19 protein-coding genes are annotated in these 21,868 nt (G+C 62.0%); 5 read left to right on the forward strand and 14 right to left on the reverse strand.

Annotated elements, in window-relative coordinates; all coding sequences use genetic code 11:
* Window positions 1-352: 352 nt before the first annotated feature.
* Complete coding sequence (locus NDI72_RS13410) at window positions 353-1,072, forward strand: helix-turn-helix transcriptional regulator (protein ID WP_283800685.1); 720 nt, start codon at window positions 353-355, stop codon at window positions 1,070-1,072.
* A gap of 62 nt (window positions 1,073-1,134) precedes the next feature.
* Here NDI72_RS13410 and NDI72_RS13415 read toward each other — a convergent pair whose 3' ends face one another.
* The 3 genes from NDI72_RS13415 to NDI72_RS13425 all read right to left on the reverse strand — a co-directional run bounded on the left by NDI72_RS13415 (window position 1,135) and on the right by NDI72_RS13425 (window position 4,239).
* Entirely contained in the window at window positions 1,135-2,595 is a 1,461-nt protein-coding gene (locus NDI72_RS13415; RefSeq protein ID WP_113156836.1) for a glutamine synthetase family protein, read from the reverse strand.
* Between the two features lie 91 nt (window positions 2,596-2,686).
* Window positions 2,687-3,922, reverse strand: a complete 1,236-nt coding sequence (locus NDI72_RS13420; protein ID WP_206548570.1) for an NAD(P)/FAD-dependent oxidoreductase — start codon at window positions 3,920-3,922, stop codon at window positions 2,687-2,689.
* A complete protein-coding gene (locus NDI72_RS13425; protein WP_224873290.1) occupies window positions 3,919-4,239 on the reverse strand; it encodes a 2Fe-2S iron-sulfur cluster-binding family protein in 321 nt (106 codons plus the stop codon). Before NDI72_RS13425 ends, NDI72_RS13420 begins: the two co-directional genes overlap by 4 nt.
* A 341-nt stretch (window positions 4,240-4,580) precedes the next feature.
* Between NDI72_RS13425 and NDI72_RS13430 the strand changes: the two genes are divergently transcribed.
* On the forward strand, window positions 4,581-5,939 hold the full coding sequence (locus tag NDI72_RS13430) for an aromatic ring-hydroxylating dioxygenase subunit alpha (RefSeq protein WP_206544905.1): 1,359 nt from the start codon (window positions 4,581-4,583) through the stop codon (window positions 5,937-5,939).
* Between the two features lie 96 nt (window positions 5,940-6,035).
* On the opposite strand, the gene NDI72_RS13435 is transcribed toward NDI72_RS13430, so the two are convergent.
* The 8 genes from NDI72_RS13435 to NDI72_RS13470 all read right to left on the reverse strand — a co-directional run bounded on the left by NDI72_RS13435 (window position 6,036) and on the right by NDI72_RS13470 (window position 14,330).
* Window positions 6,036-6,425, reverse strand: coding sequence for a RidA family protein (locus NDI72_RS13435; protein ID WP_283800687.1), 390 nt, complete (start codon window positions 6,423-6,425; stop codon window positions 6,036-6,038).
* 115 nt (window positions 6,426-6,540) lie between these two features.
* A complete protein-coding gene (locus NDI72_RS13440) occupies window positions 6,541-7,707 on the reverse strand; it encodes a hypothetical protein (protein ID WP_206994561.1) in 1,167 nt (388 codons plus the stop codon).
* Between the two features lie 122 nt (window positions 7,708-7,829).
* Window positions 7,830-8,690, reverse strand: a complete 861-nt coding sequence (locus NDI72_RS13445; RefSeq protein ID WP_206544902.1) for an ABC transporter permease — start codon at window positions 8,688-8,690, stop codon at window positions 7,830-7,832.
* An 8-nt stretch (window positions 8,691-8,698) separates the two neighbouring features.
* Window positions 8,699-9,526, reverse strand: a complete 828-nt coding sequence (locus tag NDI72_RS13450) for an ABC transporter ATP-binding protein (protein ID WP_206544901.1) — start codon at window positions 9,524-9,526, stop codon at window positions 8,699-8,701.
* Between the two features lie 34 nt (window positions 9,527-9,560).
* The gene (locus tag NDI72_RS13455; protein ID WP_283800689.1) at window positions 9,561-10,808 is read right to left on the reverse strand and encodes an NAD(P)/FAD-dependent oxidoreductase; all 1,248 of its coding nucleotides are present in this window, start codon (window positions 10,806-10,808) and stop codon (window positions 9,561-9,563) included.
* A gap of 41 nt (window positions 10,809-10,849) precedes the next feature.
* Complete coding sequence (locus NDI72_RS13460; protein ID WP_283800690.1) at window positions 10,850-12,244, reverse strand: FAD-binding oxidoreductase; 1,395 nt, start codon at window positions 12,242-12,244, stop codon at window positions 10,850-10,852.
* Window positions 12,241-13,539, reverse strand: a complete 1,299-nt coding sequence (locus NDI72_RS13465) for a cytosine deaminase (protein WP_283800691.1) — start codon at window positions 13,537-13,539, stop codon at window positions 12,241-12,243. Before NDI72_RS13465 ends, NDI72_RS13460 begins: the two co-directional genes overlap by 4 nt.
* A complete protein-coding gene (locus tag NDI72_RS13470) occupies window positions 13,536-14,330 on the reverse strand; it encodes a creatininase family protein (RefSeq protein ID WP_283800692.1) in 795 nt (264 codons plus the stop codon). The genes NDI72_RS13465 and NDI72_RS13470 overlap by 4 nt, the downstream gene beginning before the upstream one ends.
* A gap of 197 nt (window positions 14,331-14,527) precedes the next feature.
* Here NDI72_RS13470 and NDI72_RS13475 point away from each other — a divergent pair, with 197 nt between their 5' ends.
* From NDI72_RS13475 to NDI72_RS13485, 3 genes are all read left to right on the forward strand, one after another.
* Window positions 14,528-15,025 carry an ureidoglycolate lyase gene (locus tag NDI72_RS13475; RefSeq protein ID WP_206548575.1) on the forward strand — a complete coding sequence of 166 codons (498 nt, stop codon included), beginning with the start codon at window positions 14,528-14,530 and terminating at the stop codon, window positions 15,023-15,025.
* A complete protein-coding gene (locus NDI72_RS13480; protein WP_283800693.1) occupies window positions 15,022-18,393 on the forward strand; it encodes a hydantoinase B/oxoprolinase family protein in 3,372 nt (1,123 codons plus the stop codon). The genes NDI72_RS13475 and NDI72_RS13480 overlap by 4 nt, the downstream gene beginning before the upstream one ends.
* Window positions 18,394-18,499: 106 nt before the next feature.
* On the forward strand, window positions 18,500-19,279 hold the full coding sequence (locus NDI72_RS13485) for an IclR family transcriptional regulator (RefSeq protein WP_113156849.1): 780 nt from the start codon (window positions 18,500-18,502) through the stop codon (window positions 19,277-19,279).
* 18 nt (window positions 19,280-19,297) lie between these two features.
* Here the strand turns inward: NDI72_RS13485 and NDI72_RS13490 are convergent, their stop codons facing one another.
* From NDI72_RS13490 to NDI72_RS13500, 3 genes are read right to left on the reverse strand one after another with little or no spacing between them, the layout of a single operon-like run.
* On the reverse strand, window positions 19,298-20,023 hold the full coding sequence (locus tag NDI72_RS13490) for a GntR family transcriptional regulator (RefSeq protein ID WP_283800694.1): 726 nt from the start codon (window positions 20,021-20,023) through the stop codon (window positions 19,298-19,300).
* Window positions 20,024-20,026: 3 nt separating this feature from the next.
* On the reverse strand, window positions 20,027-21,313 hold the full coding sequence (locus tag NDI72_RS13495; protein ID WP_283800695.1) for a TRAP transporter large permease: 1,287 nt from the start codon (window positions 21,311-21,313) through the stop codon (window positions 20,027-20,029).
* Window positions 21,306-21,830 (reverse strand): TRAP transporter small permease subunit, encoded by a 525-nt coding sequence (locus NDI72_RS13500; RefSeq protein ID WP_283800696.1) that lies wholly within the window; start codon window positions 21,828-21,830, stop codon window positions 21,306-21,308. The genes NDI72_RS13495 and NDI72_RS13500 overlap by 8 nt, the downstream gene beginning before the upstream one ends.
* Window positions 21,831-21,868: the final 38 nt, after the last annotated feature.

A 21,868-nucleotide genomic window follows, 5' to 3' on the forward strand; every position in this document is an offset into this window, starting at 1 on the left:
GTCGGGCGCATCGGCAGCTTTTAAAACCGGTCTCACGTCTCATTGGAGACAGCCGGCTACTCTGGGGAAGCCAGTTTTAGGAGGGGCGATCCTGATGCTGCGGGCCCGCTTTCTGGCTTCTCCTGCAGCAAGACCCGGTAGCCATTAGCCGCGCAGGCAGCTGAAAGCCTTCGGAAACGTGCAGGCGACGCCGGACAGCGAGTTTGTGCGTTTTCATCAGAAACGAACCCTTTAAATGATTCCGATGTACGAATAAGTCGCCTAAGTATATAGGGTGAACTGGTAAGTTTGTCAGTCGCCTAAGTTTTTTTGTCGCACTACCCGCTGCAAGTTTCGGATTTTATCTGGACCCATGTCGATCTTTCACACCGTCGATTGCGCTGTTGCATCGATTTGCGGCGCTCAAAACAAGTCTCAACTCGTCTCCGCGCTTGGTGAGGGTATGGCGGCTCTTGGCTTTCAGAGCTTCAACCTGTCATGCAACAAGGCCGATGTACGGGAGTTCATGACATCGCCGACGCTGACGAGCTGGACTTCGGAGGATCTGGATGCCTATCACAATGAGCACTGGAGTGCCCGAGATCCTCTGCTTGAACTGTCCGGGCAGCCCGGTCTGCGAAAGCTCTGGACACCAGACGACTGGACGCGGGACGCGGATACGCGGGCATATGCGGAATATATCGACTTCTCTGGCATACGCAGCGGCGTGACCGCATCAGTGGGGGGCGCGACAGATACCGTGAGCGCCATCACTGCGCTGTCATTTTCAGATGTGATCGTGGACCCTGATGTTCCCCATGCGGTGGCCATTCTTGCGCAGACAGCGCTCACCCGGGCGGCTGTGCTCGGCGTTCCAAGCATCGGGCTGCCGGCCATGGCGCAGTCGCTGAAGGAACTCTCTGGCAAGCAGATAGAGATCCTCAAGTGGGCAAGTCAGGGAAAATCGAACCGCGACATCGCGACCATCATGGGGTCGTCGAAACGGACAATCGATTATCACATGTCCGAAATTCTGCGGAAGCTGGATGTCGCCAGCCGGGCGCAGGCGATCATCATTTTTTCCGGTCAGTGATCGTCAGAACCGTGGCGCGGACGCCACGGCAGTCGGATATCGCGCCAGAATGAACCGGCCCTTTAGAAGAGAGAGAAGTATTCCTTCTGCTCCCACTCTGAAACCGTCATCAGATAGCGGTTCCATTCCGCGCGCTTGATGTGGGCCAGATAGGCGACGAAATCCTCGCCGATGGCGCTTTTGTAGAAATCGGACTGTTCGAACCGCTCGATTGCCGCGATCAGGCTCTTGGGCAGGAACTGTGAATTGTTGTCATATGGACGCTCCACGGGAGCGGGGGCTTCAAGACCCCGCTCCAACCCGTCGAGCCCCGACAGGATCTGTGAAGCAAAATAGTAGTAGGGGTTGGCCGCCGGCTCCGCGACGCGGTTTTCGATGCGGCTTGCCCTGTCGCCCTGCGCGAAGAGGGCGCGGATCATCGCTCCCTTGTTGTCGCGGCCCCACTGCACGCGATCCGGCGCGAGCTGGAAGGGCTGATAACGCTTGTAGCCGTTGACCGTCGGCGTGGTCAGAAGGCAACTTTCGGCAGCGTGTTCCAGAAGGCCCGCGATCCAGGCGCTTGCGGTGGGCGACAGGTCTTCGCCTTCACCCGGCATGAACATGTTGCGCCCGCTTGCGCGCTCGACCAGAGACTGGTGCAGATGCCAGCCGCTTGCCATTCCATTGTCCACCTTCGGGCGGCACATGAACGTGGCGTGCAGCCCCATGCGCGCGCAAACCTGTTTCACGGTGGAGCGGAACAGCATCATCGTGTCGGCATGGTTCATCGGCGTGTCCGGCTCGAAGGTGAACTCGAACTGGCTTGGACCGAACTCCGCCTCGACCGACCGGACCGGCATGCCGAGTTTCTGGCACGCACGGCGCAGTTCGTCGGCCACGGGCTCCAGCGCGTCGTAGCGGGACTCGGTCAGATACTGGTAGCCATGGGAGATAAGACTCGTTTCCGGGGGCAGGGCAGGCATGCCGCCATCTGTGTGTTCCAGACGCGGGTCATCCACACGGAACACGTAGAACTCGACTTCCAGTCCGCAAACGAGGTCGAGACCGCGCTGGCCAAGACGACTGACGGCATCGCGCAGGATGCCACGCGGCGAATGGGGGAAGGGCCGCCCGTCCTTGTAATAGACATCGCATAAAAGCCAGCCGCTATGGGGCGACCAGGGAAGCTGGCGGAAGGTTTCAGGGTCGGGAACGATCATGACATCGCCGGCGCCGGTGAGTTCTCCCGCGCCATTGTTCTGGCTCTCCTCCCAGACGGAGAACACGGTGCGATGCGATGTGTCCTTCAGGAGAAGCGTCGACGTCATCGCCATGCCGTTGCGGAACAGGGAATCGACCTTGTCGGCAACAATGGTCTTGCCGCGCAGCACGCCATGCTGGTCGGCAAACGCCAGACGCACGGTCTCCAGCCCGCGCTCGCGGATGAGCGCCAGCACTTCGTCTGCGCGTTCAAACTGCTCGTCGCTCAAGAGGTTTTTCGCTGCGACGAGGCCGCTCTTGAGTTTGTCCAAATTGCCCGACATGCCTGTCTCTTCCCTCTGGTATGGCTGCTGCCGAATTGTTGGTCTTGTTGTGTGGCGTGCGGGCGGTTCTCTCGCCCACCGCTCTTTCAGGCTAGGATACGGCGGCTACGGCAACCGCCTTCATCAGCGGTGTGTCGATGTCTGCAGCCATACGCTGATCAATGCTCTGGCCTGCGGCGATCAGTTTGCGCGAGGCCATGTGATCGGCGGCGCGGTTCACCGAATAGGCCGCCACCAGACGGTCTCCCTCCATCTGCAATATGCTGAACGCGCCGCTTTCAGGATCTCCGCGAAGAAGCTCCGTCGTGCCAGGTCTCGGCAGGCCGGCCATCTGCACTTTCAGGTCATACTGATCGGTCCAGAACCATGGAACAGCGCCAAGCGGCGCATTGCCACCGGCAATGTGCTCGGCGGCAGACTTTGCCTGATCGACAGCGTTTTGCACGGATTCAAGCCGCATGGCCCCGTTCGCATAGGCGTTGTGGAAGGCTGCAACGTCGCCCAGCGCATAGATATCGGGGGCGCTGGTCAGGCCGTGCGCGTCCACCTCTATGCCGCCTGCAATGGTTTTGAGTTCGAGCGGCTCGATCAGCGCCATGTCCGCGATGCCGCCCACGCCCACAAGCACGAGATCGGCGGGAAGGGTGGTTCCGTCGCCAAGCTGAACGCCGCTCACCCTGCCGTCATCGGTGGTGGTGTAGCGCTCCGGCAGCGCGCCGTAGCGGAACATTGCGCCCTTCGCCGTGTGATAGCCGCCGATAAAGGCGCTCAGCCGTTCTGGCAACGCGCGTGTCAAAAGGCGTTCCTGCGCCTCCAGAACGACGACGGATTTGCCCTGCTTGACCGCAGTGGATGCAAATTCCAGTCCGATGAACCCGCCGCCGATGATGACGATGTTCTCTGCATCCTGCATGGAGCTACGCAGGTGGCGTGCATCGGCGATGGAGCGGAGCGTGTGAATGCCGCGCGCCTCGGCGCCGGGCAGGGGCAGGGTGCGCGCCTTTGAGCCGGTGGCGAGAACGAGCTTGCCGTAGTCGAGCCTGCCCGATGCGGTGACCACCTGTCGCGCATGAGGATCGATGCTCAGCGCCGGCTCGTTCAGGCGCAGGTCGATTCCCTGATCGCGATAGAAGTCGGGGGCGCGCAGGAGAAGCTGCTCCTCGTCCTTTTCGCCCGCAATATAGGCCTTCGAGAGGGGCGGGCGGTGATAGGGATAATCGCCTTCCGCGGAAAGCAGGACGATGCCCTCCTGCCAGCCCTTTTGCCTGAGCGATGCGGCGGCCTGTACGCCGGCGTGGGATGCGCCGACGATGACGACCGCGCTCAAAACTGGTTCTCCGGGATGATGAAGACGGCATCCTTGAGCTTTTCACTGACACGAAGCTGGCAGGAAAGCCGGCTGGTCGGTCGCCGCTCGGCGGAGGCCATGTCGAGCATGTCGTCTTCTTCCGAAGACATTTCGCCGACCGTGCCGTCCTCGAGATTGTCGCAATACACATGGCAGGTGGCGCAGATGCAGGCACCGCCGCACTCCGCTTCGATGCCGCCCACATTGTTCATTACCGCGGCTTCCATGACGCTTACGCCCGGGCGCGCCTGAACTTCAATCTGCTCGCCGCCGCTGGTTTCGAACTTGATGGTGATGGCTTCGCTCACGGTTGACCTCCGATTGGTCGAATAACGAACACAATATCATTTATCGACCAATTGATCACATGGATCATGGAAGCCTGTCAACAAATGCGGGAAGCAAAATGGTGAAATCATTGGGCGGGAGCGCAATCGACCCATTTCCGGAATTCCGCTAAAGCTCTTGATTGCGTGTTCTAATAGAATATAATCGCACAATGGATCGATTATCGACCAATTTGGCGATCGATCTGGAGGCCGCTAGCATTGATCCGGTCTGACTGGGTGGAGGCGAGCATGCGCTCGAGCAGTGGGATTTCAGCCAACGCGCGGAAGAGAAGGGAAGAGACACAGCCATGATGAGCCAAGAGCAGAACGATCTTATCACCAGGATCGGTCCTGACGCACCCGCTGGAAAGCTGATGCGCAAATACTGGCAGCCGGCAGCCCTGGTGGATGAACTGGAGGGCGACCGCCCCATCGTCCCCGTCAAGCTGCTTGGCGAAAACTTCGTGATGTTCCGCGACGAGCAGGGGCGCTACGGACTGGTGGATCGCGACTGTCCGCACCGCGGCGCGGATCTGGCGTTCGGCCGTCTGGAAAATGGCGGTCTTCGCTGCGCATTTCATGGCTGGCTGTTCGACGTTGAAGGCAATTGCCTGGAAACGCCGGCCGAGCCCGCCGCTTCGAACCTGTGCAAGAACATCAAGCAGCGCGCTTACCCGGTTGTTGAGAAGAGCGGCATCCTGTGGGCCTATCTCGGCGGTGACGAGCCTCCGGCATTCCCCGAGCTCGACTGTTTCGTGGCGCCCGGCACCCACACATTCGCCTTCAAGGGCCTGATCGAGTGCAACTGGCTGCAGGCGCTCGAAGTCGGCATCGATCCCGCGCACGCCTCCTTCCTGCATCGCTTCTTCGAGGATGAGGACACGTCGGAAGCTTACGGCAAGCAGTTCCGTGCCGCGTCCGCCGACAGCGATCTGCCGATGACGAAGATCCTGCGCGAATATGACCGCCCGATCATCAATGTGGAGCGCACCGAATATGGCCTGCGCCTGATCGCGCTGCGCGAGATCGACGAGGAACGCACGCATGTGCGCGTGACCAACCAGCTCTTCCCGCACGGCTTCGTCATTCCGATGAGCGGCGACATGACCATCACCCAGTGGCATGTGCCTGTCGATGACGAGACCTGCTACTGGTACGCGATCTTCACCAGCTATGGTGCGCCGGTCGACAAGAAGAAGATGCGCGAGCAGCGCCTCGAGCTCTACGAGCTGCCCGACTATGTATCGCGCCGCAACAAGGCCAACGACTACGGTTTCGATCCGCATGAGCAGGCGACCGAGACCTATACGGGCATGGGCCTCGACATCAATGTTCACGATCAGTGGGCCGTTGAATCGATGGGCCGCATTCAGGACCGCACCCGCGAGCATCTGGGGCAATCCGACAAGGCAATCGTTCAGTATCGCCGCCTGCTCAAGCAGGAAATCGAAAAGGCGGTCAATGGCGGCAAGCCGCTCCTGACGCTGGACGAAAAGCATGCCCGCAGCATTCAGGGTCCGGCCACGATGGACGGCATCGGCCCGACACGCGGCTGGGAGACCTACTGGATGGAGGTCGATGTGAAGCGCCGCCGCGCAGCACCCTGGGCTGCTCCCGTTCCAGAAGAACTGGCGGAGAAGGTGCCGCATGTTTCGGCAGCCGAGTAAGGCGCTTTACGCCACGCCGGATTGAACTCGACACACGAAAAGGCCCGCCTCAACAATGAGGCGGGCCTTTTTCAATGAACGATCATTTGGAAACGATCAGTCGCGCTTCGCGGCCAGCACTTCCACCTCGACGGTGAATTCGGGCTTTGTGAACCCGCTCACGATCATCAGTGTGGATGCGGGGTAGGGCGCAGGGAACAGGGCATTGCGCACATCCATATAGGGCGCCATGTGCTCGCGGCCCGTGACAAAGGCGTTGATGCGCACCACATCCTCGAAATCCATATCCGCGTCCTTAAGAAGCTTGCGGATATTGTCGAAGCATATGCGGGCCTGTTCGGCCGTATCGTCCGGGATCGTGCCGTCCGGGCGCATGCCAAGCTGGCCGGAGCACACGAGAAGACGCGCGCCTTCCGGCACCTGCATGGCATGGCTGTAATTGGAAAAGGGTGGCGGAAGATCACCGGGGTTCACGGGAATGGCCAAGCGTCTCTCCTTCTGACAGATGGGCGGCCGCCATGATGCATGGCAAACCGCGAATGAAATCAGCCGCCCCGTTTCCGGGGCGGCATTTCTGGTCTCGACGGGAGCGAGCGACGGGTTATTTCAGGCCGATGCTGGGATCAATGAACCGGTTCGTCACGACGCTCTGCGGATCGAGGCCTTCCTTGGCGCGCTCATCCAGCCAGGGCTGAACGATATCGAACATGACAGCCACGCGCTCCGTGTCGAAGTCGGCGATCGTGTCATTCGAGCCATTGCCCATGATGCCGCGCTCCTTGAGCGTCTTCCAGCCATATTCGAGCTTGTCCATGGACAGCTTCCACCAGGATGTGGCGTAGCCGCCCTGGGTGAAGTCGTGGATGGTTTCCAGAACCTCGGCCGGGTCGTCCATATAGTCGACGACGGCCTGCTGGATGATCGGCACGAGCTTTTCAAGGCAGGGTGCGAGTTCATCCATCCGGTTTTCCGCAACCGACAGCATGCCGCTGTAATTGGGATAGCCCAGTTCGCCGACGGTGACTGCGTCGATGGGCTTGCCCCAGTTGTTGCCGGTGGAGAATGCATAGGGTTCGCTGGTGACAAAGCCCTGGTTCAGCCAGGTGCCATTATTGGTGACGAAGTTCTCGCCGTCGCCACGGTAGCCCTCGACAAAGACGTCCTGGGAGACGCCGGACTGCAAGAGGTAGAGGCCGAAGGTGCGCTGAATGGTCGAGACGTAGATCATGCCCTTTCCGGACTCGCCGAAGGCAATGATGTCATCGATGCTGTGGAAGCCGTCCGGATAGGTCTCGCGATCCCAGAACAGGCCCTGCGGGGCGATGTTGAGCGGCGCGACGACACCAACCACCGGGAAGCGCTCGGAGAAGATGAAGGCATTGTCCAGCTCCTGGTAACCCAGATGCGGACGCAGGCCGGCCTTGGAGTTGCCCATGTAGAGGGCCGAATAGGCGGTCTCGCCGTCACCAAGGCCCATGCCGCCGCCGCCCTCGAGAATGACGAGGTCGATGCCGGTGCTGCCCAGCGGGCCGGTATAGCGGCCGCTTTCCATTTTACCGCCGCCACCGATCATCTGGTAGAGCGCACCGTGTTCGGCCTGGGCAAGCCAGTCCTTCTGCACGATGAAGGGATTGGGACACACATCGGCCAGCGGCGTGGTGTAGGCCTTCTTGGCGAAATCGCCCGGCTCCTGAGCCAGGGCCGGCTGCGCAATGGCGGGAAGCGCGGCCATCGCGGTTGCCAGCAAAGCAGTCTTCAAGCTTCTCATTTTCAGTTCCCTCATTGTTGTTGTGGGTCGAGAAGGCATCGGCTCGCGGCGGGAAACCAATGCCAGGCGGAAATGCGGGCGGGCGAAGAGAGGCTGCTCTTCGCCCGCCCGTAGAATTGGCGTCAGGTCTCCTTGCCGCCGGATTCATGCCAGTCCGAGAACAACCAGTGCCCGAGCCAGGTGAAGGCGATGTAGACGCAGACCGACAGGAAGGTCGCAGTCATCAGCGCCGCATACATCTGCTCATATTTGAAGTCGATCTTGGAGTTGATGATCATCTGGCCAAGGCCGCCACGGCCGGCCAGGAAGAACAGCTCCGAGACGATGGCGCTGATGACGGCGAGGCTTGCCGCGATCCGCAGACCGGCGAAGAGCGCTGGCGCTGCAGACGGAAAGCATGCCTTGACCAGCGTCGTGCGCCAGCTCGCGCCCTGCAGGCGGAACAGGTTGATGATGCCGCGGTCAACGCTCTTGAGGCCGAGGAGAAGGGTGATCGGGATGGCGAACATGGTGAACTTGGCCACGATCAGAACCTTCGGCAGCGTGCCGAAGCCAAGCGCCGTCTGGATCAGCGGAATGATGGCGAGCGTCGGGATCGACTGGAACGCGACGATGTTCGGGAACATGGCGCGTTCGAGAATCGTGGCGCGAAACATGATCACGCCGAGCAGGATGCCGACCGGGATCGAGATGCAGAGGCCGGCGAGCGCGATGCCAAGCGTGGTGAGCGAGCGCGTCAGGAGTTCCCAGCGCACGTCCGAAAGGCCGAACGCTTTATCCCAGAGTTCATAGCCCGAGGGCATGAGGAACTGGCGGTGCGGCTCAAGGTTTGCGCGCACCATCGCGTATAAGAGAATGAACATGCCGAACAGGACGAGCGGCGGCACGAGCAGCATGAGGAGGTTTCCAAGCGTCCCGCGCTCTGCCGTGAACGGAACCGGCGAATGTGCAGTGAGATTGGATGAAGGCTGTGTCTGTGTCATCGATCGTCTCAATTCTCGATAGCATTTCGCAGGGATACGGAGACTTCGCTGCAAAGGGTTGCGAACTCGGGCGTGTAGCGAAGCTCCGGATCGCGCGGATAGGCGAAGGGAATGTCGAACACTTCGAGGATCTGTCCCGGGCGGCGCGACATGACGACCACCTTGCTGGACAGATAGACTGCCTCTGAAATCGAGTGCGTGATGAACAGGCCGCTGAAGCCATTGCGCATGAACAGCGACACCAGCTCGTCATTGAGACGCTCGCGGGTGATCTCGTCGAGCGCCCCGAAGGGCTCGTCGAACATGAACACGCTGGGGTTAAGCGCCAGCGAGCGGGCCAGCGATGCGCGCATGCGCATGCCGCCGGAGAGGCGCTTGGGATAATGCTCGGCAAAGCCGTCGAGCCCGACCAGGCTGATCTGCTCCATGGCGATCCTGCGGCGCTCTTCAGGCGAAAAGCCGCGCAGCTCCATCAGAAGCTCCACATTGCCGAGCACCTTGCGCCACGGCAGAAGGGTCGCGTCCTGAAACGTGTAGCCAAGCTGGCTGCGATCCACCTTGACGATGCCCGAGGTCTGGGGGAACAGGCCGGAAGCGATCTTCAGAAGGGTGGACTTTCCGCAGCCCGAAGGGCCGACGATCGAGACGAACTCGCCCTTGCGGATGGTCAGCGAAACATCTTCAAGCGCCTGCGTTCCATCGGGGAACTGCATCGAGATGTTCTCGAAAGAAAGCGCGACATCGTTCCCGGCAATCGGAAGACCGGCGGGAGAACTTGCGTCTCCGGTCCTGCCTCCAGTCCTGTCCGGGGGCTGAGGAACAGCCTGCAATGTCATTATGAGTCCTCCCAGTTGAAATGCGGTGCGCCCGCTAGAAGCGGCTCACCGAAAACGGCGATAGGTCGATCTTGGGTGTTTTTCCCGCCATCAGCGCTGCGACGTGCCTGCCTGTCGGTCCTCCCGAGCAGATGCCGACGTGCTGATGACCGAATGCAAAGACGGTGTTGGAGAAGCGTGGCGAACGATCGATAACCGGCAAACTGTCTGGAAGACAAGGCCTGTGGCCCATCCATTTGGATTGTTCGGTCGTATCGAGTTCGGGGAACATCTCCCGTGCGATTTCTGTCAGTTTGTCCGCGCGCGCATAGTTGGGCGCGGCCTTCAGTCCGGCCAGTTCCACGGTGCCCGCAATCCGCAGGCCGCAGTCCATCGGATTGATGAAGACGCTGCGGGTGTTCCACATCACGGTGCGGTTCACACCGATCTGCGGATTGGGGAATGTGACGTGGTAGCCCCTCTGGGTTTCCAGCGGCACTTTCGCGCCCAGTTTGCGCGCCAGTGGCGACGACCATGCGCCGGCCGCCAGCACCAGCCGGTCGACGGGGAGCTGACCCTCAGTGGTTTCCAGCGCAACCGGCCCATCCGGCCCCAGTGTGACGTCCTTGACCTCGGCGGTGACGAATTTGCCGCCATTCTTCTTCACCTGGTCGGCAATGCTGTTGACCAGAAGATAGGGGTCGACGGTCGAGCCGTTCTCCGGCGCAAAAATGCCGATGTCGAAGCGTTTGTTGAGGGCCGGCTCGAACTGCCGGATCTCGTCGCCGCCCACTTCGATCATTTCGGCGCCGAGATTGCGGCGCAGGTCGAGCGACCATTTCGCCGCCTGAAGCTCCTGGCGGCTCTCATAGATGTAGAGGCAGCCATTCCGGCGGATCAGCTGGTTGAACCCGTCGCCGGTGAGGATGTCGCCATAATCGTCGAACACCGTTTCCATGAGCGAGCGCATCGCCGTGGCCACACGAACGCATTCCTCACGCGTGGCGTGGCTGATGAAGCGGGCAAGCCATGGCGCGATCCACGGCAGATAGGACCAGCGAACCGTGAGCGGACCAAGCGGGTCCATCAGCCAGCCGGGGATCTTCTTCATGACGCCGGGCATCGCCACCGGCAGGATGGCGCTGGGCGAGACCGAACCGGCATTGCCGAACGACGTGCCGAGCCCCGGCTCCAACCGGTCCACCACCGTCACGCCAAAACCCTCGCGCTGCAGGAACGCGGCGCAGCTCACGCCGACAATGCCTGCGCCTATGATGGTGACATGTCCCTTGCTGACGGTCATGTGTTCATCTCCCCCCGGTCAAATCCAGTCTGTGATGGAAATCATTCGGCGAAGAGGTAGGTCTTGCCGGGAGAGGGGGACCAGTCGGGATCCTTCCAGGCGATCATCTTGCCGGGATTGAGAAGCCCCTTCGGGTCGGCCTGTTTCTTGAAGGCCAGCTGATGGGGGTTGGTCTTCTTCATGCCGCCTTCTTCCAGCGTGATCCGGTGCGGATTGAAGACCGGCAGGCCGAGTTCCAGCTCGAGTATCTGGATGATTTCCTCAAGCCGCTCATTGCTGGTGTGCCGCACGATCGGAATGCCCACGGGCGAGACAACGCCATCGAACCGGGTGAATTCGAAATGCAGCAGCAATTCGTCTCCGAACCGCTCTTTCACCTCGGCGAGTTTTTCGAACATCACCGGGCGCGGGATCATCATTTGCAGATAGGTGATGGTCGGATCAACGCGCAGCGCGCGCAGCGTCGTGTGGTTCCACGCAAGCTCGAAAGCCGCCGGCAGCTTCACGCCCTCTTCCAGCTGGTCATAGCGCAGCCTGAGCGTCGCACCGTCGAAGCCTTCGACAACCTCAACGAGCCGGTCCAGCGTTTCCGTGGAGACGGTCACGGCCACAACGGCCTCGCTTTCCTCCAGATAGGGGCGGTGCCTGCGGAAATAGTTGAACGGAATGGGCGCCTCGAAATTCGAAAGCATGCGCTTGCAGACCGTGTCGTCGTCGCCGATCTCGAGCGCCAGCCTGCAGGAGTTTTCGAATGTGTCGACGCCGATGATCACGTCGACCCAGTCGGTCGCCGGATCGGCAGGCATTTCCACCTCGACGATGACGCCATTGACGCCATAGGCATGAGCGGCCTTGCTGATGTCGCTTGCGCCGACCAGATCAATGATTTGCGGCGTCTCTTCCATGGTGACGAGGCGCAGACGGCGGATATTGGCCGGATTGCGCAGACCGCCCCAGCGGATCGCACCCACACCGCTGGACCCGCCGGCGATGAAGCCGGCGATGGTTGCCGAGCCCATGGTCGAGGGGAACAGGCGGATTTCCTTGCCGACCGCGCGCAGCGAGCGCTCGATATGCTCGATCACCGTGCCGCCCTGCGCCACGAAATAATCGTCGCCGATCTCGAGGATCTCGTTCATGTGCTTCATGTGCAGAACGACGCCGCCGGAAAGCGGCATGGCCTGACCGTAATTGCCGGTTCCGGCCCCGCGCGTGGTGACGGGAACGTCATGCTTCCAGCAGGCGGCGAGAATTTCGACCACTTCTTCCACGCTGCGCGGCGCAATGACCAGATCGGCCGTCACGTCGTCGAGCTGTTCCTTCAGGATCGGGCTGTACCAGTAAAAGTCACGGCTCTTCTGGCGCACCGTCTGGGGATTGTCGTCGATGTCGAGATGGGCCAGCGCCTCGCGGCACGCTGAAATATCTGCAGTCATGAGTACTCCATCGCGAAAAGATCGCGCAGATTGAAGGGAAGCGGTTGAAGCGGCACGCCACCGCGCAGAACGACGCGGCCGGCCGAAGAACGGCTCATCAGGTCGAGCCAGTCGCTGGCATCGAGAATGATCAGGTCGGCAGGTGCGCCTGCCGCAACAAGGCCGTGCTGGCCGAAGCCGCAGGCCTTCGCGGCCTCGCGGAACTGGCGGGCCGCCCAGCTGCCGATGTCGGTTTCGAGATGCGCTGTCCGCACCGCAGAGCGGAAAACGTCGACCATGTCGAAGTCGCCGTAGGGATAGAAGGGATCCTGCACATTGTCGGAGGCGAAGTGCACGGATGCGCTGCCCGCAGCCAGTTCGCGCACGGTGGTCATGCCGCGCCGCGACGGCGTTGCGCCATTGGAGCGGTCCTGCAGGAACAGGTTGGAGTGCGGGAGCGAGACGATATGCACGCCGGCCCGCGCCACTTTATCGATGATGCGGTCGCGGTCTGCCATCGGCATGGAGCTGAGCGAGCAGCAATGTCCGGCCATGACCGGGCTCTTGAAGCCGGCGCGCAGAATGCTGTCGCAGATCAGTTCGAGCGCCATGGCGTCGGGCGCAAGCGTTTCATCGACATGGAAATCGACCGCGAGCCCGGTTTCGCCGGCGCAGGAAAACAGCGCATCAAGGCGTTCCGGCGTTGCCGTTTTCGGCGCTATGAACGCGCCCAGAACGCCGCCGAGACGGCTGATCTGGCGGCAGCGTTCGATGAATTCCGCCTGTTCGACGCGCTCCAGCGCCATCAGCGCGACGGCCTGAAGCGCAATGCGGCCCCGCCAGTCGCTGCGCATTTCGTCAAAAACGCGCCAGGCTTCGCTCTCATCCGGCATGACCGGCGTGTCGAGATGGGTGCGGATCGCGGACGTGCCATGCAGATAAGCGCGTTCAAGCGCCTGACTAATGCGGCTTTTCAGGTCGGTCTGCGACCAGTTGGCGGCATCCGCGCCGGAAAGCTTCACGGCGTCCAGAAGTCCGCCATGGGGAATGCCCGTCCGCCTGACGATATAGGCCTTGTCGAGATGGACGTGGGAATCGATGAATGTGGGCAGAACCATCCGCCCTGCGAGATCCAGTTCAGCGCCGCCATTGTTCTCCGGCGTCAGCGCGCCATCCGCCGTGATGCCGAAATCCATGGTGGCAAGGCCGCTGTCATGATCCAGCGCACGGAGCGGAAACCCCTCTGCCAGAGCAACCGGGACGCGGGCATTGGTGAACCAGCGGCTCTTTTGTGTCTCGCAGGCGCGGATGTTCATACGCGCGGCGCTCCGAAGGGGATCGCATAGCGCGCCACCTCTTCGAGAAGCCGGGCATAACGTGTGGCTGCATGCTCGACGAGCGCCTTGCCCGTTTCCGGCGTCGCCAGCGCGGCATTGCCAGCGGCTCCATCGGCGTTGAGATCCTTCATGGTCCAGCCCGTGGAAACGGGGCCGAGCAGGCGCAGAACATCATTCGACTGGGCGACCGTACGGGAGGCCGGTACGAAGTTCTTCGCCTTTTCCATGGAAACCAGATCGGGGCGCAGATGCAGCATGGCGGCAGTCTCCACCAGTCCGCCGTGAATGCCGTCGCGCAACTCCTCCTCAGGGATCAGGCCGGGCGGATAGCCCATGCTCATCCAGCCGGCGGCGACGCAGAACATCTCTTCTTCAAGGCGCAGGGCGCGCGCTGCGATCTGCAGCACCGGCACATTGCCCCCATGCGCATTGAGGAAGACAAGCCGGCGAATGCCCGAACGCGCGACGCTTCTGCCGATCTGCATGAGCACGGCCTGAAGCGTTGCTGCGTCGAGGGTCAGAACGCCGGGAAAGCCCGTGTGTTCATCGGATTTGGCGACGGCGACCGGCGGCAGAACCAGCACCTGCGCGTCCTCCACGCGCTTCGCCGCTTCCAGTGCAATCCCCTCTGCAAGCGTGGTGTCGGTGCTGAGCGGCAGGTGGGGACCATGCTGCTCAATGGCGCCCACAGGCAACAATGCGACAGTCGCATCATCGACCAGTGTTTTCAGGTCGTCAGCAGAAAGCTCGCTCCAGAGACGAAAGGCCATCAATTCACCGATTATCGAACATTAGTTCGCTTAGCGTTGCAAGAAAGCAGTCGGACGTCAAGCAGGTTTGTGCGATCCCGAGCCGCTGAAAGCGCGAAATTGAAAGGTTCGGCATTTGGAATTGACAGAGAAGCGGTCAGCTGTCGTTATAATAATTGATCAAAAGTTCGATTATCGAATAAAATATGAGAGCGGGAATGATTGCAGTTCGACAGCTGAACAGCGCCAGTTTTGCACCCTATGGCCATGTTGCCTGCGCGGGGCAGGGGATAACAAAGTCGATCCGGGCCGATACGGTGCTTTTGACGAAGTCTCCTTCTGTCTTCCAGCATGATGCCGAGGCGGTCGATCTCGCTCTGGATTTCTATGATGTGCAGCCTGAGGGCGATGTCGTGCGCATCAACCAGGCCGAGCGCCATGAGCACAGTTCGCAGATGTTCGTGCCCATGTCCGTCACCCGCTACCTCGTGATCGTGTGGGAAGGCCATCCCCATGAAAGCGCCGCCCATGGCTTCATCGGCGGGCCGAAGGATGTGGTTATCTACAATCCCGGCGTCTGGCATCACGGCATCATCGCCCTTGATGGGCCGGGGCATTTCGCTTCCACCATGTGGCGCACGCGCGGCGGCACGGACGTGGAATTCCTGCCGCTTGAAACGGCGCTCGAAACCCGACTGCAAGAGGCCGTCTCTTGAGCGCTCTGGGCATCGATATCGGAGCCTCGACCGTCGACCTCGCGCTGTCGGCGAACGGCGTCCTGCGCACCGGAAAGATGACGCGGGGCGCGGGAGCGGTGGCCGAAGAGATCGCGGCTGCGATCCGGCATTTTTCACAGCAATGGGCGTTTGAACCCACAGCGCTTGAAGAGATCCGCCTGGGCTCAACAGGCGCGGTGAACATGCTTCTTGGAAAGCAGGTCGCCCGGGTTGGTCTGATCACCACCAGCGGCTTTGCGGACACGCTGGCGCTTGCCCGGCAGAACCGTTCCGAGCTTTACGACCCGGTCGCGCGCTCGCCATCCCCCACATTTCTGGTAATGCCGGACGGCATCCACGAGGTGGAAGGCCGGCTCGACAGGAACGGCGCGGAAATCGTCCCCCTGTCGGTCGATCAGATCCGTGCGGCGGGAGCAGCACTTCGCGATCAGGGCGTGGAGGCCATTGCGGTCTGCTTTCTGTTCTCCTTCGTCAATCCGGCGCATGAGCGCCTCTGCGCCGATATTCTTTCAGAAGTCGCGCCCGGCGTTCCCGTCATCCTGTCGCACACGGTCGACGGCAATGCCCGCGAATATGAACGCACGGTCTCGGCCTGTCTGGAAGCCGCCCTTTGCCCGGCGCAGCAGGTAAATGTGGACCGCATCGCAGACGAACTTGAAGGGCTCGGCTTCTCGGGCCGCCTCTCCTTTGCGGATTCGCGTGGTCATCTCGTAACGCCAAAGCTGGCTCGCACTGCGGCTGGCCGGCGGTTGATGGGCGGTCCTGCGGCCTCTGCGCTTTTCTCCGCATCACTCGCAGAAATGGCAGGTTCCCGGCAGGCGCTTGCGCTCGACATGGGTTCCACCAGCACGGACATTGTGCTGCTGGAAAATGGCGCACCGGCCCTGACGCATTACAGCGTCGTCGCCGGCGTGCCCGTGCGCAATCCCATGGCCGACATTCAAAGCGTCGCTCTGGGCGGCGGCGCGCGGGCACAGTGGGCGGGCGCTGCCGGCATCCGCTTTTCAGGCGATGCCAATACCGATGCGCCCACGCTTACCGACGCGCTCGTTTCGCTGGGGCAATTGCCCGCCGCACTCGCGCCGGATGCGGGCAACCGCATTGCCCGCCTTGCCGAAGAGGCGGCCGTCGGGCGTGACGAACTCGCCGCGATGATCCGGGACGCGGCGCTCGACAGCGTCGTGGCCGCCCTTGTTCGTTACGCGGTCGACCGAAATGTCGACCCGGCAGCCGTGCCGCTGATTGTCGGCGGCGGCCTTGGCGGTGTCATGGCGCATGCGCTGGGCGAGCGGCTTGGCGTCAACCGCATCATTGTTGATGAACTCGCCGCAGTGTCGGGCGCTGCCGGTCTTCTCCTGGCCCGGCATGTAAGCGAAGCGTCGGAAACGCTGAACGCGCCCCTCAATGGACTGACCGACGAGCGCCTCCGACAGGCGCTCGACACACTCCGTGCAGAGGCGCCAGCCGCCAGCAAGGGTGTTGTTCAGATCACGATAGCGCCGAACGCCTTCATGCACCCCGTCACGCTCACCCTTGATGAGGGGCAGCCGACGGTGGAGACCATTCGCGAAGCCTTCACTGCCTATCACACCGAGCGATTTGGCAATCCGTCGCGCGAGGCGGGGTTCGTGTTCAGGATCGGGCGTTTCCTCCTTGAAGAACAGAAGGCGCTGGAAAAGAAGCTCGCCGGGGGCGAGGCCATGGGCCTTCAGCCTGCCCCTGGCTGGGAGCGCGTCATCGAAGGCGGGCTGGTGTCCTTTGTCAGGCGCAATTCAGCCGCCGTGGCGCTGCGTCCCGAGACATTGCAGATGCGCCTGAATGCCATCGCCCAGACCATGCAGGAAATGCTCTTCCGCACGGCGGTCTCGCCCGTGGTGCGTGAAGGAAACGATGCAGCCGCAGCACTTTTGACCCCCACCGGAGAGCTTCTGGCGCTTTCCGACGCCATTCCGCTTCTTCTCGGGGCGCTTGATGGCTCCGTGCGTTCAATGCTTGAGCATTTCCCGGTCGAGACGATGCGCGAGGGCGATCTCTATCTCATGAACGACCCTTTCCTCGGCGGGACGCATCTGCCCGACCTGACGGTGATGCGGCCGGTCTTCGCAGAAGGAAAGGTGATCGCGCTCGCGGCGAGCATTCTTCATCATCAGGATATTGGCGGCATGCGGGCAGGCTCCGTGCCGCCGGATGCGGTGGACATTTTCCAGGAGGGTATGCGCCTGCCGCCGCTTCGGATGGGCGCAGGCGACCGGATCGACCCTCTCGTGGTCAATCTCATCAGCGCCAATTCACGCGCGGCCGACACGGTGCTTGGCGATCTCTCCTCGCAGATCGGCGCGGCGGTGAAAGCCGGTTCGCTTCTCGGCAGTCTGGCTGAAGAGATAGGAATGGATGCCTTCGCCACAGGCATCGTGACCTGTCTGGAGCGGGGTGCGGCGCTCGCCCGCGACACGATTTCCGCCATGGCTCCGGGGCCACATGTGGCGAGCGGTCAGCTCGATCCTGCGCCGGGCCTGCCGGAAGTGCGGATTGCGCTCAGCCTCGACTGCGGCGACGGCCTTTTCCGCGCAGATTTCACCGGCACGAGCGGGCAGGTGGCCGCACCCATCAATTGCGTGCGCTCAGGCCCGTTCGCGGCTGCATTCTACAGCCTGCTCAGCGCGATGGGCGATACGGTGTTCCGCAATGGCGGCGTGGTGCGGACCATGGAACTGGTCCTGCCGGAAAACTGCGCGATCAATGCCTCGCCGCCGGCAGCCGTCAATGCGCGCATGGGCATTGTGCGCAGCACCACATCGACGCTTCTGCAAGGGCTCGCCCGGGCTTTGCCGGAGACCATGCCGGCAGCCAATTCGGGCATGTCCTTTGTGCTGGCCTTTTCGGGCGCGGGCGCAGATGGAAAACGCTTCATCGCCACGGAGATCATCGCCGGCGGTGCCGGCGGCGGCCCGCAGAGCGATGGCGTTTCGGGCATATCCACCGATGTCGGCAACGCGATGAACATGCCGGGCGAAGCGCTGGAATCGCAGATCCCCGTGCGTCTGGTAAGCGCCTCTATTCGCCGTGGCTCCGGCGGGGCGGGGCGCTATCGCGGCGGTGATGGCATCCAGCGCCGATATCTCGCCCTGCAGGACGGCATCAATGTTTCGCTGCGCGGCGACCGGTTCAGACATGTTCCCGATGGACTTCTGGGTGGCGGTGCGCCGCAGCCTGCCGCCGCCCGCGTCGTGCGGGCCGATGGAACGGTGGAGGAACTGGGCAGCCGTTCAGCCCCGGTTCTTCGCCGCGGGGATCAACTGGTCGTTGAAAGCTGTGGCGGAGCCGGGTATGGCGTGCAGGAAGGATAGGCGCTGCTGATCGAAGCGCCTGCCCGCAGGGCGGCATACTGTTTGAATTTCGGATACGATAAGATCGCGGATAAGCGCCGCTGGGGCGCTGGAGGCCAGCTTAGTCATGATACTGCATCACCTGCTCGACAAGGACGACAAGGAAGTATCCCTGACGTTCGGCAAGGGCCTGTCCGTTATCATGGCTTTCGAGGGGCGTAACAGCGAACTCACCATTTCGGAAATCGCCGAGAAGGTGGAGCTGAACCGCGCGGTGACACGGCGTCTCGTGCGCACGCTGGAGCAGCTCGGTTTCGTGGCCCATGATCGCGGGCGCTATCAGCTAACGCCGCGCGTGCTGCGGCTGACGCGCGGGTTCCTCGAAACCCGCAGCATTCCGCAGGTGGTGCAGCCAGTTCTGCGCAACGTCTCTCACGAGATCGGAGAATCGGTATCCTTCGCCATGCTGGATGGCGACGAGGCCGTGTATGTCGCCCATGCTTTCGTGCCGAGCCGCTTCACGCTCAACATGGTCACTGTCGGCAGCCGCGTGCCGCTGACGCCGACTGCCGCCGGCCGCGTCATCCTCGCATTCCTCGACAGGGAAGAGCGCGAAGCGATCCTCGATCGCCTCAGCCTGTCTGCCTATACGGAAAAAACGCTGGTCGAGCGCCGGGAGTTCACCGACCTTTTGAACTCCATCCGGTTCAGCGGCTTCTCGTTCAGTGAATCGGAATATGTGGAAGGCGTCAGCTCGCTCGCCCTTCCGGTCTTTGACCGCGACAAGCGTGTCGTGGGCGCGGTGTCGATCATCTTCCCGCAGGGCCAGTATGACGAAAACGACCTTCACGACCGCTTGATCGAAAAACTGCTGCGCTGCACGAACGACATCGGTGCGGTGTTCTAGAACGAACGCAATCCGGCTTCAGTCCATCCAGACATCTGTGCGCAGCCGGAACCGGTTGGGGTCGTAGATCGCGTGGGTGATCTCAACGAGCCTGCCATCTTCGGCGTAGAGCTCCGCATCGAGCGCAATGACGGGCATGCCCGCTTCCAGCCCGATGGAGGCGGCGGCCTGCGACGGGCAGGCAAGCGCCGTCACGGACTGGCGCAGCCGCGTGATCTGCAGATCAAAGAGACCTTCGATCAACTCGAAGACCGAGCCGCCCACCCGGTCGAGAACCGGGTCGATCCCCGCAAACGCGCCATCGACAAACATGACCAGCCAGCTGACCGGCTTTTCGGACTGGCCGAGAAAACGTTCCGCCGTGATCTCCAGCCAGAAGCCGGTGGAGCTTTGATGCTTGCCCAGAAACGGGCTTTCGCCATCGGCCACGTGACGCGTCTTGAGCACCTCAAGCCGTGAACTCTTCGTCAGGCTGAGCAGTTCCGGGAAACCGCTGGTCGCCATGCGCAGGCTCTTTTGCGGCTGGTTGGAGACGACAATTGTTCCAAGCCGGCGGCGTCTTTCGACCAGCCCCTCGCTTTCCAGCTCGGCCATGGCGCGGCGGAGCGTGGTGCGGCTCACATTGTAGTCGGCAGCAAGATCGACCTCCGGCGGCAGCCTTTCGCCCAGTTTCAGCGCGCCGGACGTGATGCGGTCGCGCAGCGTCTGGGTGAGTTGGGCGTGGCGGGGAAGAGGTGCATTCATCGATCAGATACTGCTCGGCAACCAGAGGACAATTTGCGGAAAGACTGCAAGTAGAATGGCAAAACCCAGCATGATTAGGAAGAAGGGAAACACCGCTCTGAAGAGAAACGACATCGGAAGACCGGTGCGCGACTGAATAACAAACAGATTGAAGCCGACCGGTGGCGTGATTTGCGAAATTTCGACGGCGATCACGATGAAAATGCCGAACCAGACCGGATCAAACCCGGCTGCGACCACCAGCGGCAGGGTGATCGGCAGGGTCATCACGATGATCGACGTGCCGTCGAGGAACATGCCGATCAGCACATAAAACGCCAGCAGGAAAACGATCAGCATCATCGGCGAGAGCTCAAGCAGTGCTATCTGCCCTGCAATCGCCTTCGGGAGCCCCAGAAAGCCGAGCGCTGCGTTCAAGAGGGCCGCGCCGGCAAGGATCAGCCCCATCATGGCGCTGGTTGCTACGGCGCTGCGTCCGGCCATCGCCAGCCCCTTGAAGGTCAGGCCGCCGCGCACCCAGGAAAGGATCAGCGCGCCCAGAACACCGGTCGCGGCAAGTTCGGTCGGGCTCGCCAGCCCGAAATAGAGCGCGCCCATGATGCCGCCGATAAGCGCGACCATCGGGCCGATTTCCCTCAGGCCGCGCCATCGGTCCGCCCAGCTGTAGCGCGCGCGCTCTTCCTGCCGCCCTGAAACCGTGTGCGCCACGGCAATGTAGGACACAAAGATCGTCGCCAGAAGAATGCCGGGAACGATGCCTGCGATGAACAGTTCGAGAATGCTCTGCTGCGCGGCCACGCCATAGATGATCATGATGATCGAGGGCGGGATCAGGAAGCCGAGCGTGCCGGAGCCGGCCAGAGAACCGACGGAAAGCCGCCGGTCATAGCCGCGCGCTTCAAGTTCCGGCAGGGTGACGCGCCCGACAATGGCCGTCGTCGCCGCCGATGAGCCGGAAACGGCGGCAAACAGGGTCGATCCGGCGACATTCACATGCAGCAATCCACCGGGCAGGCGGGTCACCCATGGTGCGAGGCCGGAAAACAGCGACTGGCCGAGCCGCGCCGTCACCAGAATATCGCTCATCAGAATGAAGAGCGGCAGCGCCAGCAGTTCCTGTGCGGTGAGCGACGACCAAAGGAGTTTGCCCGTATAGGCAATCAGCGGCAGGTTGGGCTTGAAGACGGCAAGCAGCGTGAACGCAACGCCAAAGAGCGAAAGCCCGACCCAGACCGAGCCCAGCAGAAACGCTGTAAACAGAAGAAGCGTGAGGAGCCCGATCTCAAGCATCGGCTTCCTCCTTGGCAAGCGGCTGTTCGGCCGGCAGGTCGAGCCATAATCGGATCGTGCGGGCGCACAGGTCCAGTACGAGCTGCGCGGCACCCAGAACCGCAAGCGCTTGCGGATAAATGAGTGGCGTGTTCGTGTAGCTCGACTGACGCAGGCCGCGCGCCCATGAATTGGCGAAGAGAGACCAGAAGGAAATCAACACAAGCAGCGCCAGCGCGATGCCGACAACCGTCGCTGCAATGTTTAGCCAGCGCTGTCCCTGCGGTCCAAGAAAGCCTTGCGCAAGCGTCACCCGCACATGGCTGCCGCGCCGCAGCGCCGGGCCGGCGCCGAGCAGGAAGACCCCGGCCATCGCAAAGCTCGAAAATTCCCACGACACCGCCAGGCTGGTGGCGAGAAAGCCACGGCTGAAGACTTCCGCCAGCATCAGGAGGCAAAAGCCGTATAGCAGGATGCTGGCCAGCGTTTCGGCCAGCCACGACGTGGTGTCGGAGAATTTCAGAAAGCCGTGCAACATTGGGCCCCCGGAAGCGGGCGTCCCGATGAAGGACGCCC

It is taken from the genome of Nitratireductor sp. GZWM139, assembly GCF_030068685.1.
GTDB lineage: Bacteria > Pseudomonadota > Alphaproteobacteria > Rhizobiales > Rhizobiaceae > Nitratireductor > Nitratireductor aquimarinus.

Coding starts and splice junctions, on each gene's coding strand:
- NDI72_RS13500 (WP_283800696.1), bottom strand. CDS start 21,830: ATGTTGCACGGCTTTCTGAAATTCTCCGACACCACGTCGTGGCTGGCC.
- NDI72_RS13445 (WP_206544902.1), bottom strand. CDS start 8,690: ATGACACAGACACAGCCTTCATCCAATCTCACTGCACATTCGCCGGTT.
- NDI72_RS13490 (WP_283800694.1), bottom strand. CDS start 20,023: ATGAATGCACCTCTTCCCCGCCACGCCCAACTCACCCAGACGCTGCGC.
- NDI72_RS13460 (WP_283800690.1), bottom strand. CDS start 12,244: ATGACTGCAGATATTTCAGCGTGCCGCGAGGCGCTGGCCCATCTCGAC.
- NDI72_RS13410 (WP_283800685.1), top strand. CDS start 353: ATGTCGATCTTTCACACCGTCGATTGCGCTGTTGCATCGATTTGCGGC.
- NDI72_RS13495 (WP_283800695.1), bottom strand. CDS start 21,313: ATGCTTGAGATCGGGCTCCTCACGCTTCTTCTGTTTACAGCGTTTCTG.
- NDI72_RS13450 (WP_206544901.1), bottom strand. CDS start 9,526: ATGACATTGCAGGCTGTTCCTCAGCCCCCGGACAGGACTGGAGGCAGG.
- NDI72_RS13430 (WP_206544905.1), top strand. CDS start 4,581: ATGATGAGCCAAGAGCAGAACGATCTTATCACCAGGATCGGTCCTGAC.
- NDI72_RS13455 (WP_283800689.1), bottom strand. CDS start 10,808: ATGACCGTCAGCAAGGGACATGTCACCATCATAGGCGCAGGCATTGTC.
- NDI72_RS13415 (WP_113156836.1), bottom strand. CDS start 2,595: ATGTCGGGCAATTTGGACAAACTCAAGAGCGGCCTCGTCGCAGCGAAA.
- NDI72_RS13465 (WP_283800691.1), bottom strand. CDS start 13,539: ATGAACATCCGCGCCTGCGAGACACAAAAGAGCCGCTGGTTCACCAAT.
- NDI72_RS13470 (WP_283800692.1), bottom strand. CDS start 14,330: ATGGCCTTTCGTCTCTGGAGCGAGCTTTCTGCTGACGACCTGAAAACA.
- NDI72_RS13475 (WP_206548575.1), top strand. CDS start 14,528: ATGATTGCAGTTCGACAGCTGAACAGCGCCAGTTTTGCACCCTATGGC.
- NDI72_RS13440 (WP_206994561.1), bottom strand. CDS start 7,707: ATGAGAAGCTTGAAGACTGCTTTGCTGGCAACCGCGATGGCCGCGCTT.
- NDI72_RS13485 (WP_113156849.1), top strand. CDS start 18,500: ATGATACTGCATCACCTGCTCGACAAGGACGACAAGGAAGTATCCCTG.